Here is a 15,116-nt window from a genome sequence, read left to right on the forward strand (position 1 = left end):
CCTGCAAAATAGAATATCAACAATTCAGCCAATCAATAAAATTAATCACAAACAAAGATGCGGATTATTAGTTATTGGTTCTGAATAATTATTACAACAGAGAATCTCACACATAAGCCGATACATAACAAGACATTGATTTACAACAGTAAAACACTATCTCTGCTTCAATAGGTCACAACAGCTCGTTATTAACAAAGAGATTTATTATCTTCAGGAAGCATCAGGTTGCTTCAGTCCATTATGCTAATTTTTTTTACATTGTTGGCCAAATATCAATGGGCCGGTTTTTCGAGGCACTCGACATTTTTCTTAAGGCTACAGACAAAGTCATTAACCTCATCGCGGGTAGACAAATAGATTTTATTCCCCGTAAACTCTGCGAACAGGTGACTATGATATTGATGTGAACTCTTAGATGTTCGCAAACCGTATTCCGACGCCCACTTTAGTAACTCCTGGAAGTTCTTTTCAGCCAATTCACTATCCAATTGCTTTGAACTCTCCGAGCCTCTCAATAACAACGATTGCTCGCACACAACCCATTCAATATCCAAAAAGATTAGTGTATCGGCTATAGGGACTAATTGTTCAGCTAATGCGCCAAATACGCCTTCGACAACCCAGCTCGATTGCGTGGAGATCTTATCTAGCTCAAAGTCTATTGATTCTTGAGAACGTTTTTGGTTATACCCTCCCGGCTCCCAGACAACGCTATCGAGATTGACTTCTTTGATTTGCAATAATGACGACAAACGGGACGATAACCAACTCTTCCCCGAGCCAGAGTTACCAATAATTAATACTCTTTTCATGCTTATTCACTCCACCAAACAGACAGCTCAACTACCGTCTGCTTAACCCTATTATTGTGATTACCAGCTTTGGTTTTTCATGTTCAATTTTTGCTCCAGAAAATCAAGAAAGACCTTCAGCTTGGCCGGCATAAATGCCTTTTGCGGGTAAACCGCATAAATACCGTGCTCAGGCAGATGGTACTGCTCCAGAATAGGTACCAGCTCACCGCAGGCTAATTCAGATTCAACCAGAAAAAGCGGCATTTGGCCGATCCCCACATCATCGAGCATCAGCTGCTTGAGCACCTCGCTGTTATTAACCTGGATATTGCCCTCTGGCTTGATACGCTCTAGGCCATTTGGTCCATCAAAGACCCACTCCATACCAGCCCTGAAGTAGGAGTAATATAAACAGTTATGCTGTTTGAGCTCGGCCAGGGTTTCGGGCGTACCATTTATTTCCAGGTATCCCGGTGACGCGCAGACTACACTGCGGCACGGCGACAGCTTGCGGGCTATCAGGGTCGAATCCGACAATGCTCCAATCCGCAGCACCATGTCCACCCCTTCTTCCACCAAATCAACCAGCCTGTCATCCAGTGACAAGCTCAGTTTGATATCTGAGTATCGGCGCAAGAACTCACCGAGCAGGGGCGTTATATGACGCTGGCCGAATACCATGGGAATGCTGACCTTCAAATGCCCTTTCGGCGAGCCCTGAAGGCTGCTGATCGCATCCTCGCCTTCATTGACCAGCACCTTGGCCTTCTGGATATAGCTGTAGTATTGCTCTCCGGCTTCAGTCAGGTTGAGCTTGCGCGTTGTACGCTGAATAAGTTTGACGCCAAGGTGGGCCTCCAGCGCACTAATTCGCTTGCTCACTGCCGACTTGGTGATCCCTAGCTTATGGCTTGCTTGTGAAAAACTGCCCAATTCAACCACTGCCGTAAAGACCGGTATCGTAGAAAAAGTATCCATCACCACTGTCAACCTGAGAGAAACAAAGAGTTCAAAATATAACGGGTTATCAACAACAGGGAAACTAAATATATTACTCGCCAACAGAAACTCGTTGGTAAATAGCATGAAAGCTCATCCACTTAACTTATCTCTGGCGCTTGCAGGCGGGGTAACACTCGCCAGCATGATAGCTATCAACAGTGAACTTGCGGCGTACAGCTCCCCAGTGCTGGCCTCATGGTTTGCGCATGGCATAGGCGCGATAACGTCCTTGCTCGTATTAATAACAGCCTCTCTATTAGCTGGAAAAAAGCTAACTATATTGCCAAAAGTCGGGACGCCTTTCTGGGCCTATCTGGGCGGCATACCGGGTGCGTTTACTGTGGTTCTGGCAGCAATCACAGTCAACAGTCCGCTCGGGCTATCAGGCTCACTGGCACTCATTATGGCGGGTCAGGTGTTGTTCGGTCTTGTCTGTGACGGCTTTGGCCTGTTTGGTTTAACCAAGCGTCCGTTAACACTCACTGACGGCATAACACTTGGGCTCATGGCGACTGGCTGCCTTTTGACGTTATTCGGTAGGGGATAATAATGACAACAATAATTTTTCTCGCACTATTAAACGGCTATTGCATCAGCTTCTGCAGGATCCTGAATGGAAGGCTCAGCCAAGGCTCCAGTGCCTTTACCGCCTCGCTATGGAACCATGCGGTGGGCTTTACTTTTCTCAGCGTTGTGGTTTATTTCACCGCCTCCGTACCGGTTGGGTCGTTAGCCAATGCACCGGCAGCCACCTGGCTTGGCGGTGTGATCGGCGCTTTGTTTGTCGCACTCAACAGCTATGTATTAACAAGGGTAGGAGCCACACTGACCGCGCTGCTGGTCATCGGTGGACAATTGATCACAGGTGTTATCTGGGAGGCAGTCAGCCATGGTGCCGATCTCACACAGGTGGCCGGCGTCATGTTTATATTGGCCGGTGTTGTCGTTGCCAAGTTCGAAAAGATACCAAACTTCAAAAGCAAGCATATTTAAACTACTTCTAGGCGAGAGTTAATACTGAGGTTGCCTGCTAAAGCGACTGAGTTTGCAAGGAGGGTAATACACCCGGGTACTTACAGGCGCTGGCCGATGATCGCCTCAGCCCCGGACTGGGGATCGCAATGAATTCAACATGGAGCATTCATTGATTACTTCGCCGACTATTTTGGCAATCCAACCTATTGCTGCCTTAGTTTTGCTCAAATGTACCAGTGCTTTTAATCATAACGGATAGCACCTCTTGTGAATCACTTTTAGTGTTATGACTGGATGATAAAATCGCTTTCGTTCTTTCTAACCTTGCTAACAGACTTTCCGTTTCACTTTCAACTTGCTTAGACATCTCGGGAGTTGTTTCTTTTTTCATAGCTTCTTTCCAAAAGAGTTTCTGAACTATTGTGAAGTCATAAACAAAGAGGCAGGTTATACGTATATTGCCCATACCCCCTTACCTGATTTGATGCTCATAGTATCTTTAATTATTATTGAACAAAGTTATTAACTATAAGATTTTCTGATATGTATAATTTGGAACACCTTAGAATGTTGGTCTGGTCCACTGAAGAAGGATCGTTTTCTGCCTGTGCAAGAAAACTTGGAAAAGCCCAATCAGCCGTCAGCCAAGGCATTTCAAATCTGGAAATAGATATCGGGATTCAGCTGTTTGACAGAACAACAAGAAAACCAACCTTAACGGAAGACGGCAAGCGAATTTATGCCTACGCCAAATCGGTTCTTGCGCTGACCGGTGAGCTTGATAGCGTGGTTAAGGCAATTCAAAATGAAGAAGAACCGAACCTACGTTTGGCATTCGATAACGCATTGTTTACCCATAAACTCTCCAGCATTCTGGGTGCGTTTTCCCGACAGTTTCCCAAGACACAAATTGAACTTCTATCTGTACCATGTTCCGACATCGCCGAACTAGTTGTAAATAGACAAGCCGAAATTGGCATCATGTTTACAACACCCCCTCTTATTCAAGAGCTGGAGTATTGCTATATTGGCAGTCAGCCATTTTGTGCTGTATGCCACCCGGAATCTGCTCTTCTTCTCAATGAGAAGGTATCCATCAGCCAGCTAGTCAATCACAGGCAGCTTTACCTTCGCGGTATTTCAGGTGAAGGCCTGATGCATTTACCAAAAATCTCCCCTGATATCTGGTACTGCAACGGCTTTGATACAACAGTCAAGCTGGTTGAAGAAAATTTAGGCTGGGCTTTTTTACCGCTTCATATGGCAAATAAGGCCATTACTAACGGCAATCTTGCGACGTTCAATTTTGAACTCGACGATAAGCCCTGGATGATGCCCGTCGATCTTGTCACCCACAAAGGCATAAAAAAGGGCGTCGCTTTTCAGTGGCTATTTGATAGGCTAAAAAGCCTTGTTTGAGAATTTTCGAGAGGATCCTCATCAAGCAGGTAAGGAAATTCGGTAAGCCTTCATATAGACAGGATTCAAGCAAGCCATTGCCAACTGAGATATAGATTAGCAGTACTTGTTTATGTGAATAATCAAGGGCAATAAAGAAACAGTTTAAAGGTTCTATATATAATTAGATGTTCAATGACCTAACCAAGCAAATAGCTAACTGACAGATTCAGCAAAAAGAATACGTACCGTCACGCCTAGTTCATCAGTGTTATTCTGCAGGCTCAAGCAAGCATGGTGGGCTTCCAGTACCTGCCTGCATAAAAGCAACCCGATGCCGGAACCTTGCTTTTTCGTTGAATAAAAAGGAACAAATAGGTTATCGGGATTACTGATCCCACAACCATTATCGACAATCAACAGTTCCGTACCGTTTGTCACCTTGTTCCACGATACAGTAACCACGCCCTGCTGCTTGCAGACCGCTTCGAGGGCATTCTTGAGCAAATTGATAATAACCTGCTCAATCTGCACTCTATCTAGCATCAAGGCAACCGAAGGAGATGTGACTAGCCGAATTCGCTTATCTGCCAGCAGTGCCATACATCCAGATACCAAGCTTTCTAACTGAACATCAGCCTTATTAGGGGCTGGCAAGTGAGTTACATGACGATAACTCTTGATAAAGGCTTCCAGACCTTTTGCCCGTTGGGAGATCAATGTCAGCCCCTCTTGCAAGTCCTCATCTCCCAACGGCGCCGTTTCGGTTCGCAAAAAGTCGCTGATGGTCGCAATAGGTGTCAGGCTGTTATTAATTTCATGGCTCAGCACCCTGAGTAAATTCTTCCACGCCTTAAGCTCCTCCTCCCGCAGCAACAGGCTGACATCGGTAATAAAGAAAAGCTGCTGGCGTTTTCCCTGATCGTAATAGTACTCATCAACCAGCTGCCAGCGACCTCTTTTGGCCGGAAAGGCATAATCAACCGGCGAACGGCGATTCTGCTTAAACAGGGTATCCAGCCCAAGCTGCACACTGGACTCACCCACCAGCCCTTCTGGCAGGGAAAACAAGAGTTCAGCCTGCGGGTTCGCCCAGGTAATTTGCTGCTTGCCATCAACAGCAATGATTGCCACATTGATATTTTTCACCACCTTTCGCAGCAATAAAGGCGTGGATTGCTCGACCATTTGCTGATGGTGAATACGGTCGGCCAGCTCATTAATGGCCTCTGCAAAATTCCCCATTTCATCGTCATACTGATATCGGGCTCTGTGGGTACAGTCTCCTCTGGCTATCGAGTACATAAGATTGCTGTACGAGTTCAGCCTTTTGCTCAGCGTCTGATAGACAGAGCGGCTCAGTAACAAGGCAATCCCAACACCGAGCAGCGTCGCAATAACGATGAGCGGCGCGGGGATTGCGTAGCTCCACAACAACCAGGGCAGCATGATCAGCCCGGGAGCAGCCAGAAGGGTTTGCACCAAGAAAAACTGAGAGAAAAAGCTTTTATTTTCTTTCACTTACAGACCAAACTTATCCAAACGACGATAGAATGCGCTGCGACTCAATCCCAACGAGCGACAGGCCGCCATCACATTGCCCTTGTTGGACTTCAAGCGCTGGGCAATCACATCTTTTTCGATCTCACTCAGTGTCATCTCTTCAAAACCCGGGGAACCGCTATCGGCCTCAGGGGCAATATCCCCCATCAGCATCAGGTGCTCTGGCTCAATCACACTACCGGCAATCAGCACGGCCCTTTCGATGGTATGGCTAAGCTCCCGCACATTGCCGGGCCATGAATAATCCAGCAATGCCCGCAAGGCCTGAGGACTGAGTTCAGCATTGGGCTTTTTGTACTTTGTCGCCGTTTGGGCAATAAACTGGCGACAAAGCTCAGGGATATCTTCCACTCGTTCTCTGAGACTTGGCAGCCTCAAAATAAGCGTATTGATCCGATACAGCAAATCTTGCCTGAAGGTACCATTGACAACCATGCCATTGAGATCGGCATTTGACGCGCAGATCAGTCTGAAATCAGCTTGCTGCGTCTTGCTCGCCCCAAGCTTTTCAAACTGCCGTTCCTCTAACACGCGTAATAATTTCGCCTGCTGCGAGAGCGGTACATTAGCGATTTCATCTAAAAACAGCGTCCCTTTGTCTGCGAGTTCAAAACGACCAATTCTCTCTTCCCTGGCATCGGTAAAAGCACCTTTTTTATGGCCGAACATTTCGCTTTCGAACAGACCCTCATTGATGGCGCCCATATTAACGGATACAAGCAAGCCGTTCCGGCGTGACGACAGCTGGTGAATATAATTAACCAGCAGACTTTTTCCGGTGCCGTTTTCGCCCAACAGCAATATACTGGCATCCGTCGCTGACAATTGATGGATCTGAGAGAGCAATGCCTGCATCGCGGCAGAATGGGCCACAGGCTGCGTCGGGTGATTGAGCCCCAGCTCTTGCTTTAGCAGCTCATTCTCTTCGGCAAGGGTACGCGACTTACGCTTTTGATCCATCAGCTGGCACTGATGCTGCAGTACTGACACCAAGCGCTCATTGTTCCAAGGCTTTTCTATAAAGTCGCCAGCCCCTTTTTGCAAGGCGGCAACGGCCAGTTCAATACTGGCCCACCCTGTCATCACCACGATGGCGAGGTTCTCATCAACGGACTTTAGCCTGGGAATTAGGCTCAGCCCCTCCTCACCCGACGTGGTGTCTTTATCGTAATTCAGATCCATTAAAATAAGATCGAATTGCTCTGTTTTCACGAAATATTCAATTTCCTGAATATTATTTGCAAATGTTAACTGATAATCCTGATGCTTTAACAGCATACGTAAGCCAGCAAGTATTCCGGCATCATCATCAGCTATTAATAACTTTTTTTTAGTCATAGCTTTTCCTCGGAAAAATACTTCCAATCTTATTCTTCACGTAATGCAATTGCTGGCTCTAGCCTTAATGCTCGTTTAACCGGAATTAATGTTGCTGTCATAATCACAACTGCAATCAGGCAGGGTATAAGAATAAAAATCAGTGACATCGTCGTCGTAGAACCGACAAATAAATACAGCACTTGATAACAAATAAACAGGGCCAAGCCTAATCCTAACGTGACACCTATCAGTAGTTGAATAAAGCTTTTTCGAATAAAGAACAAAATTACCTGCCCTTCACTCGCCCCCAATGCACGCCGAATACCTATTTCCCTGACCCGCTGAGAAATGCTATTTGCCATCACACCATAGATACCCGTAGCAGCCAATAACAAAGCAACAGCACCTAATATCACAAATAACCTGGCACCAAAAACCATTCCGGCAATTTGCTTATCAAGCAAGCGTTCATATTGCATGACCATTGCCAGGGAAACATTCGCATCAAGCTCACGCATTATTGTATCAATGCTATTAAGCAGCTCTCGGCTGCTCCCATCATAGTCAATCACTGCATAATTAAATAGGGTAGAAAATTGCGAATTAGGTACGTAAATAGAACCGAGCTGTGAACTTGGCAAATACGGTGACCCATAGTCGACATGCGAAATCACGCCTATTACTGTGGCAACATGGTCATCTGAAATGTCTACAAGATGAATTTGTTTACCGAGAGGAGATTGGTTTGGCCACAGCTGTTTTGCCAATGAATCACTGATCACCGTAACACGCTGGCTCTCTTGAGTGTCCCGATGATCAAATAACCGCCCGTATAATGGCCGAATGCCAAATGACTCAAAGAAGTTGTTATTGGTGCTCACGGTATTTGCCAGCACTTTTTCCAGCTCATGCCGGGTATCCATTGCTTTGATAGTGCTCGCCCACGAGAAAATACCGGGCGCCGACGAGCCCAACGCAATATTTCTCACTTGCGGCAACGCCATTATCTCTCGTTCGACACTGCTTAGGAAACGGTATCGCTTACCAGGATCTACGTAACCTTCCCACGGCATATAAATGTTAAAGCTCAACATCTTATCTTGATCGAAGCGCGCGCTGGTTTCAGCCGCATTCTTGCTGTAACTGATCAACATAGAGGCAACAATCAATATAAACACCGACAGGATAACTTCGATACTCACCAGTATCCGGCTAAATCGCCCGGTATAATGATTGGTCGCCCCCCGGGAGCCATCACGCAGAATTTGATTGAAATCACGGCTGGTTGCTTTCCATGCTGGCAAGAAGCCGGAGATAAAAATGGTCAAGAGCACGACCACCACAGTAGCAACGATGGTGTCATTATCGAGTTTGAAATCCCACCAGTAGACGGGTTTGGTAAAGCTGGCATTCGCCAAGATTGAGGTAGTCAGATCCAACGCCCAGGCAGCAATAAAGAGCGCGAAAACAGCACTGATCACACAGATGATAATGCTCTCCCACAACATCTGGCCGATTAACCTGAACCGTGGTGCCCCCAATGCCATTCGGGTCGCAATTTCTTTGGCTCTTTCTGCCGATTTCGACAGCAGCATACTACCAACATTGATGCTCGCAAGGAGCAAGACCAATACGCTGACCCCGAGCAAGGCCCATACCGTCGGCATCATCTGCGGCGTAATGGCCTGCACCTGAAAAGTATCGACATAAGCACTGGTGCCATGGTTAGTTTCCGGGTATTTTATCGCCAGTGACGCCATGATACGTTGCACATCCTGATTGGCAGCCTCTATCGACACACCGTCTTTCAGACGGGCAACCCCGGCTAACGTAAAGCCGCTATCACGCTTGATATATTTGACACTAACAGGCAACCATAGATCGGCCGTCCCCGGAAATTCATACCCTTCAGGCATCACACCGACGACTTTCTTTCGATGGCCGTCGACATACAATACTTCCCCGATGGCATCTGCCCGTCTGGCAAAACGTTCCTGCCACATGGTATAGCTGATGACAGCAACCTGCTCTGCTCCCTGCGCCATATCCTGAGTGTTGAACACCCGCCCGAGCACCGGCTTAACCGCGGTGAACGAAAAACTATCCGCCTCAATCGCGATAACATGATTTCGCCGGGCCTTGGCGTTCACATCCACATTCGCCAGGTAGTAGGCATACAGGACAAAGTCCTCGAACGCATTATTTCGTTGCTTGATTTCCAAGGCATCGGCTTCCGGGATCCGCCCACCTATATGCCGCATCCCGTTTTGTAGCTGATCTATCACCACGACCTGGTCACTATCTGGAAAAGGTAGTGCCTTCAAGGCCAATGTGTTGATAAAGGAATACATATATATGCTAAGTGCCAGCCCGGCGGTCATGACCAGTAAAGTAAACAGCGAAAACGCCGGCGCTTTCATCAACAACCGCAGCGCATACTTAAAATCAGTCCACATCTTCTATGGCTCCTACGCTACTTTTTCTGATTGTTGGTATTTGATATCAACCAATTTGCCATCGAACAGTTCAATCACACGATCAGTTAACTGCGCACTGGCCGGATCATGGGTCACCATACAAATCGTCGAGCCATCACGGTGAAGTGCCTTGAGCAGCTCCATCACAATGGCAGCATTTTTCGAATCCAGGTTACCGGTTGGCTCATCGGCAAACACAATCGATGGCGAGGCGACGATGGCACGGGCAACAGCCACCCGCTGCTGTTGGCCACCGGAAAGCTGACCGGGAAAATGCTGCGAGCGATGGGCCATATCAACCTTAAGCAGGGCATCGTCTACTTTTTTCTTAATCTCTCCACGCTTAATGTCACGACGATAGGTAAGCGGCAAGGCAACATTTTCCTCAACGGTTAAATCGCTGATCAGGTTGAATGACTGAAATATAAATCCCATCTCCTGATTTCGAATAACGGCTCGCTGGGAAGGTAGTACTTGGGATATATCTTTTTCTTTTAATAAATATTGCCCCTCCGTATTACTGTCAAGCAAGCCGAGAATAGAGAGCAATGTCGATTTGCCACAACCAGAAGGCCCGGTAATTGCCACGAATTCCCCGACATTAATACTGAGGCTAATATCGGATAATGCATGGGTTTCTAGCTCCTCGGTATAAAACACCTTGGTCACGTTATTAAGTTCAATAAGAACATTATTTACCTTCATTTCTGTTCCTTAATAAATATTAATTTCCGCATAGCTTTGCCAAGGTGTGGAGTCAGACAAAATAACCTGATCACCGGGGTTTAACCCTTCTTTAATTTGAATTTGTGAGAGGGAGCCGGTTCCGAAATAGACATCATGACGAAATGCGCTTTTTCCGTCCTCACTGAGCTTATAGACATTGTTCAATTGATCTGCCTTGGCATAAGTCGGGCGTCTTACAAATAGCGCCTGATCAATTTGTTCGATGGCAATCTTTGCATCGACAGACAAATCGGGCCTGGCATCGGCAGGAAGAGGCTGGGTGAACATAATGTCGACTTTGACGATACCGTCATTCACTGACGGGGCAATCCGGCTAACCTTTCCCTTGATTAAATTGTTGCGGGTATCGACGGTAACGGCCTGATCCAAGCTAACTTGCCTGACTTGTGTTTCTGCAATATTCACTTGCGCGTAGAGCTGATCTTGCTGACCAATCAACGCCAGATTAGTACCGACACTGACTCGCTGCCCCAGTTCCACAGGAATATCTTGCACCACACCGTCAATGGACGCCGTAATCGTCAATGCCTCGACATCTTCGACAGCCCGGCGATGCTGCTGATGCAGACGCTGATAATTAGCCTTGGCGGCATGTACCTGCGCCTCGAAATTCTGCCGCATCTTCTCAAGTCGCCGGACTTCTATCTGCCACGCCTGCTGTTGCTGGGCAACATCAAGCTTAGATTGCAGGTAATCGATACGGGAAACGGTGCTGTTGCCAATAGTCACCAGCTCGGTTTCGGCATCCAGCTTAAGGGCATTTTTGTCGTAGCGCATCTTGGCTGCCAGAATCACGGTCTCCTGATCCAATAGCTTAGATTCCAGCAGCACCCTATCTGCCAGATGTTTTGCCTCCATGGCTTTCAGCTCCCAGCTCAATTCTTCAACCTGCTGCGTCAACTGTGGATTGACCATGACAACAATCGTCTCGCCTTGCTTCACAAACGTACCCGGTTTGACGTTTAACTGCTCAACACGCCCTGCCACACGGGACGCCACCCAACGCTCATGAAGCGGTAACAGCACACCAGGTCCGCGCACGCTGACATTGAATGAGCCATATTGGACCTCACCGATGATCAGGCTATCGCGATCAACATTAAAGCCTGCGTATTGTTTGTTTATCTGCCGATAGCCCCAGAGCGCCATCGCACAAAGCAAACCCACAACCGGCAGTAGCATCCAACGTTTAAACCGGCTTCGCTTCTTTCTTACTTTGTCCATCACCATCCCTCCTATGCGCTATAGAGCACAAAGCAGGCCAACTTATAAGTGGTTGTATTTAATTGATTTTTTTGTTTTTAGCAGCGATAGGAAGAAAATAAGCGTCCCGCTAATGGAACGAGGGTTTCCCGGTATTGGGACGATTTGCTGTAGGTGGCTGTGGCGAGAAAAATAAAAAGCCGCACCATTGCAGTGCGGCTTGGATTATATTTCTTTTCACCTTAGTCTACCTACTCAGCACACATAAGGTGTTACGATGGTCATGTTGCCATCATGAGGCTTCGCCACTCATTACGTTGAGTATGCCGTGTCCGATGCAGTCACTTCTTTAAATCGGACATCTTTGTCATTTGGCGAAGAAGTATAAATATCTTTTTTGTCACTTAACCAAATTGTAAGTCACTAAGCAATAAAGCACTTAGCTTTTCGCTTTTCCAATGTTGATTCACATCAACACCGACACGAAACTTGCACCCTTGAGCCATATGAATACAGCTTAATCCTCCAGAAGCTAAGCAAGAAACAGCTCATCACAAGCTTCATATTAAATATGGTATGAAAATCTGCTTTTCGCAAATTCAATTTCCAGGAAAAGCTGTTTAAAACGTGACCTGCAGCACTTATTGACTGATTTCAAAATGGCGCTTTTTATCGCCAATCTGGTGTAAGATCCATCGTTACATCACAATCTCTTGAAAGAAGGAATAGAGGCTTAATGGTCGCAATAGGGAATGCGCTGAGACATGTGCCGACAGCACAGGCCGCACTGGCACTGGCAACAACAGGAACAGGCCTTGCGTGGTCTCTGTTTTTACCGGGCAGCGGAGAGGTGATCCGCGGTTTCTGTGCGTTTATCGGGGCATGCCTGCTGATGCCCGTACTCCTGAAATACCTGTTAAGCCCGCAGCGATTTATCCAGGATCTTCGTCATCCTCTCTATGGTAGCCTGATGGCGCCGATGACCATGACCATGCTGGTACTGGCTGATTATCTGTCATCTATTCATATCGAAAGTGCCCGTTTGCTCTGGTATCCGGCCTTAATGCTCCATTTTGCCATGCTGAGCTACTTTTTCAGTTTCCAGATCCGCCGGTTCCGCCTGACCAATCTGTACCCGAGCTGGTTCCTGTACCCAGTCGGAGCCATCAGCGGCACCCTTGCCGGCCCGCAGCTTGGACATACCGAGTTTGCGATCACCATGACCAATACCTGTGTCGGGATCTACTTTGTCATGTTGCCTCTGGTACTATACCGGCTCTGTTTTGCCGGGCGTCTGCCCCGCCCGGCCAGACCGACGTTGGCGATTATGGCAGCGCCTGTTAACCTGTCCCTTACCGCCTATCTGCTTAACGTCGAACAGCCGGATCCGGTGCTGACCGGTGCATTAGCCGGTGTCGGCATTACCATGACCATTTTGGTCTACCTGTGCTATTTCAATTTGCTCAAGCAACGCTTTCAGCCTTCGCTGGCTGCGGTCACCTTCCCGTCAGTCATTAGTGCGGTGGCTATCGAGCGCCTGACCCAGTGGCTGGTCATCGATTTTCCTCACTGGGCCTGGCTTGGCAGACTGGGATTGTTTGAGCTAACCGTCGCGACCGGACTGGTCATGTGGGTGGGATGGAGCTATATCGGGTACTACTGGCCGAAGGCAAGGTTCTCCAAGCAGCCTTCGACCTAGTGCTTTGCTCTTGCAGGAGTCTAACTACACCCGCATCAGCCCTGGTTCATGACCTGATGCATCATCTTGATGCTGGTCTGGTAATAAGGGTTCCACGTCAGACGGGCATGGTTCTTACCCGCTTCAGTATATCCCCAGCCAGAAAACCAGGTTTTAGCCCCCTGCAGACAGTCTTGGGTTTGCTCTTCTGTCTGGCCGTTATTACAAACCCTTAGGCTACCCTCAGTACCGTAAAGCACATTATCGGGCGAGAACAACAATCCCATATGGGAACCGGTACTGATCCGCTGCTGAGGCAGGTTCATAGTAAAGCTTGCTACCCGCTCACCGGTTGGTGGATTATCGCCATACCACACGAGTTGGCTGTTGGGATGAGTAAAGTTTTGGCTGAAGATAGCCGACACTTTATCGGTATCAATCACACTATCGCCTTCGCTAACAGCCATAAAGACCGGCTTGGTATATTGCTTATTCTGCAATGCCTCTCTGACAACTTCTGAGGTTTGGTAATAGACGGCTGCGCCATTCATCGGCAACGAATCATAGCGCGTCATGTTTGTCTCTTCATCGATATCAGCCCAATCGACGAACCAGGAGGCAATCGATGCAAAACGAACTGTGTCACTCCTGGGTTTAAAGGCAGGCGAGAACAACAATAGCCCGGCAACATCGTCATTGCCAAGCGCTTCATGGGTTACCAAATTGGCACCGGTTGAATAGCCGCCGAGCCAGACCTCTCCCACTTCATCCGCGAGCAACTGCGTATGATGACTGACAATCGACTGCCAGTCTTCGTAATCCGGCAGCATTAAGTCGGCTGGTTTACTGCCATGGCCGGGCAACAAGACAGTACGAACCAGATAGCCTTGAGCAACCAAATCGTTGGCAATATCGACATAAGAAAACGGTGAGTCTCCCAAACCGTGGACCAGCAGCACTCCGCCTTTCGGAGGGGTATCCGGCTTGAGCTCAAACGGCATAACCAGCTCCAGCTCCTGCTGATGCTGCTCGGTAATAAAAACCCGGTTACGCTCTAGCCAGTTGCGAGTTTGATCCAGGTACTCCTGGAAAGAGCCCTGCTTATAGTCGGCAAGCGCTGCCGAGGGGTTCAGCATCGGATCAGCCGTCTGACCAATACAACCCGTTAGGGTGAGCAATACAAAGCTGGTTGCTGCAAGTTTTCTTACTGCCATGATGGAAATACCTGACACTGAATGAGATTAATGACAATCATATTCATTACAAGATGAATGCAATGTGAATATACCTCAAGTCAATAAAGACGAAAAATGAGACTAGACGACTGGTCTAGTTTGCTTTACTCTTACCGCCATGAACGCACAAACGAATGAAACTCGACAACATATTCTGGACACCGGCTACGCACTTATCGTCACCAAAGGGTTTTCGAATGTTGGTCTGTCACAGCTGTTAAAACACGCCGAAGTACCAAAAGGCTCGTTTTATCACTACTTCAAATCCAAAGAGCAGTTTGGTGAGGCCTTGATCCAGGACTATTTTGCCAACTACCTTAAACGGCTTGATACCTTGCTGTTCAGTAGCCATAACGGCACAGCTTATGATCGCCTTGTCGGCTATTGGCAGCGCTGGGTAGATGTTGAAGAAGGTGTATGCGGTGCGCAGAAATGCCTGGTAGTCAAACTAACAGCCGAAGTCTCTGATCTGTCCGAGCCCATGCGTCTGGCGCTATTAGAAGGTGCCACGAGTATTATCTCGGCTATCCGCCAGTGTATTGATGACGGTGTGCAAGACGGCTCCATCACCGTCAGCGATAGCCAGGAGACCGCCCAGCTACTCTATAACCTATGGATTGGTGCTAGCTTGATGAGAAAGCTCACACAAGATCAAGCAGGCCTGGAGCTGGCGATGAAAACCACCAAGAACCTATTGACCGGTGAAGCCGCCCGCTAGGTG

14 protein-coding genes are annotated in these 15,116 nt (G+C 47.7%); 5 read left to right on the forward strand and 9 right to left on the reverse strand.

Annotated elements, in window-relative coordinates; translation table 11 throughout:
* Positions 1-275: 275 nt before the first annotated feature.
* Positions 276-815 (reverse strand): P-loop NTPase family protein, encoded by a 540-nt coding sequence (locus BIT28_RS19565; protein WP_075766631.1) that lies wholly within the window; start codon positions 813-815, stop codon positions 276-278.
* 60 nt (positions 816-875) lie between these two features.
* Entirely contained in the window at positions 876-1,775 is a 900-nt protein-coding gene (locus BIT28_RS19570) for a LysR family transcriptional regulator (protein ID WP_075766693.1), read from the reverse strand.
* 106 nt (positions 1,776-1,881) lie between these two features.
* Here BIT28_RS19570 and BIT28_RS19575 point away from each other — a divergent pair, with 106 nt between their 5' ends.
* Positions 1,882-2,346 (forward strand): DMT family transporter, encoded by a 465-nt coding sequence (locus BIT28_RS19575; RefSeq protein WP_075766632.1) that lies wholly within the window; start codon positions 1,882-1,884, stop codon positions 2,344-2,346.
* A gap of 2 nt (positions 2,347-2,348) precedes the next feature.
* Positions 2,349-2,792 carry a DMT family transporter gene (locus BIT28_RS19580; protein ID WP_075766633.1) on the forward strand — a complete coding sequence of 148 codons (444 nt, stop codon included), beginning with the start codon at positions 2,349-2,351 and terminating at the stop codon, positions 2,790-2,792.
* A 196-nt stretch (positions 2,793-2,988) separates the two neighbouring features.
* On the opposite strand, the gene BIT28_RS29655 is transcribed toward BIT28_RS19580, so the two are convergent.
* Complete coding sequence (locus BIT28_RS29655) at positions 2,989-3,165, reverse strand: hypothetical protein (RefSeq protein WP_160652993.1); 177 nt, start codon at positions 3,163-3,165, stop codon at positions 2,989-2,991.
* Between the two features lie 152 nt (positions 3,166-3,317).
* On the opposite strand from BIT28_RS29655, the gene BIT28_RS19590 reads away from it, so the two are divergent.
* Complete coding sequence (locus tag BIT28_RS19590; protein WP_075766635.1) at positions 3,318-4,193, forward strand: LysR family transcriptional regulator; 876 nt, start codon at positions 3,318-3,320, stop codon at positions 4,191-4,193.
* Positions 4,194-4,388: 195 nt separating this feature from the next.
* Here BIT28_RS19590 and BIT28_RS19595 read toward each other — a convergent pair whose 3' ends face one another.
* From BIT28_RS19595 to BIT28_RS19615, 5 genes are read right to left on the reverse strand one after another with little or no spacing between them, the layout of a single operon-like run.
* Positions 4,389-5,693, reverse strand: coding sequence for a sensor histidine kinase (locus tag BIT28_RS19595; protein WP_075766636.1), 1,305 nt, complete (start codon positions 5,691-5,693; stop codon positions 4,389-4,391).
* On the reverse strand, positions 5,694-7,073 hold the full coding sequence (locus BIT28_RS19600) for a sigma-54-dependent transcriptional regulator (RefSeq protein ID WP_075766637.1): 1,380 nt from the start codon (positions 7,071-7,073) through the stop codon (positions 5,694-5,696). It abuts the gene before it with no gap.
* Positions 7,074-7,102: 29 nt separating this feature from the next.
* Positions 7,103-9,511 (reverse strand): ABC transporter permease, encoded by a 2,409-nt coding sequence (locus BIT28_RS19605; RefSeq protein ID WP_075766638.1) that lies wholly within the window; start codon positions 9,509-9,511, stop codon positions 7,103-7,105.
* A gap of 12 nt (positions 9,512-9,523) precedes the next feature.
* Positions 9,524-10,237: an ABC transporter ATP-binding protein gene (locus BIT28_RS19610; RefSeq protein ID WP_075766639.1), complete on the reverse strand. Its 714-nt coding sequence runs from the start codon at positions 10,235-10,237 to the stop codon at positions 9,524-9,526.
* A 9-nt stretch (positions 10,238-10,246) separates the two neighbouring features.
* Entirely contained in the window at positions 10,247-11,503 is a 1,257-nt protein-coding gene (locus tag BIT28_RS19615; protein ID WP_075766640.1) for an efflux RND transporter periplasmic adaptor subunit, read from the reverse strand.
* A 715-nt stretch (positions 11,504-12,218) separates the two neighbouring features.
* Here BIT28_RS19615 and BIT28_RS19620 point away from each other — a divergent pair.
* The gene (locus BIT28_RS19620) at positions 12,219-13,181 is read left to right on the forward strand and encodes a TDT family transporter (RefSeq protein WP_075766641.1); all 963 of its coding nucleotides are present in this window, start codon (positions 12,219-12,221) and stop codon (positions 13,179-13,181) included.
* 35 nt (positions 13,182-13,216) lie between these two features.
* Here BIT28_RS19620 and BIT28_RS19625 read toward each other — a convergent pair whose 3' ends face one another.
* Positions 13,217-14,374 (reverse strand): alpha/beta hydrolase, encoded by a 1,158-nt coding sequence (locus BIT28_RS19625; protein WP_075766642.1) that lies wholly within the window; start codon positions 14,372-14,374, stop codon positions 13,217-13,219.
* Between the two features lie 139 nt (positions 14,375-14,513).
* On the opposite strand from BIT28_RS19625, the gene BIT28_RS19630 reads away from it, so the two are divergent.
* Positions 14,514-15,113, forward strand: a complete 600-nt coding sequence (locus BIT28_RS19630) for a TetR/AcrR family transcriptional regulator (protein ID WP_075766643.1) — start codon at positions 14,514-14,516, stop codon at positions 15,111-15,113.
* Positions 15,114-15,116: the final 3 nt, after the last annotated feature.

The organism is Photobacterium proteolyticum, assembly GCF_001939735.1.
GTDB classification, from domain to species: Bacteria; Pseudomonadota; Gammaproteobacteria; order Enterobacterales; family Vibrionaceae; genus Photobacterium; species Photobacterium proteolyticum.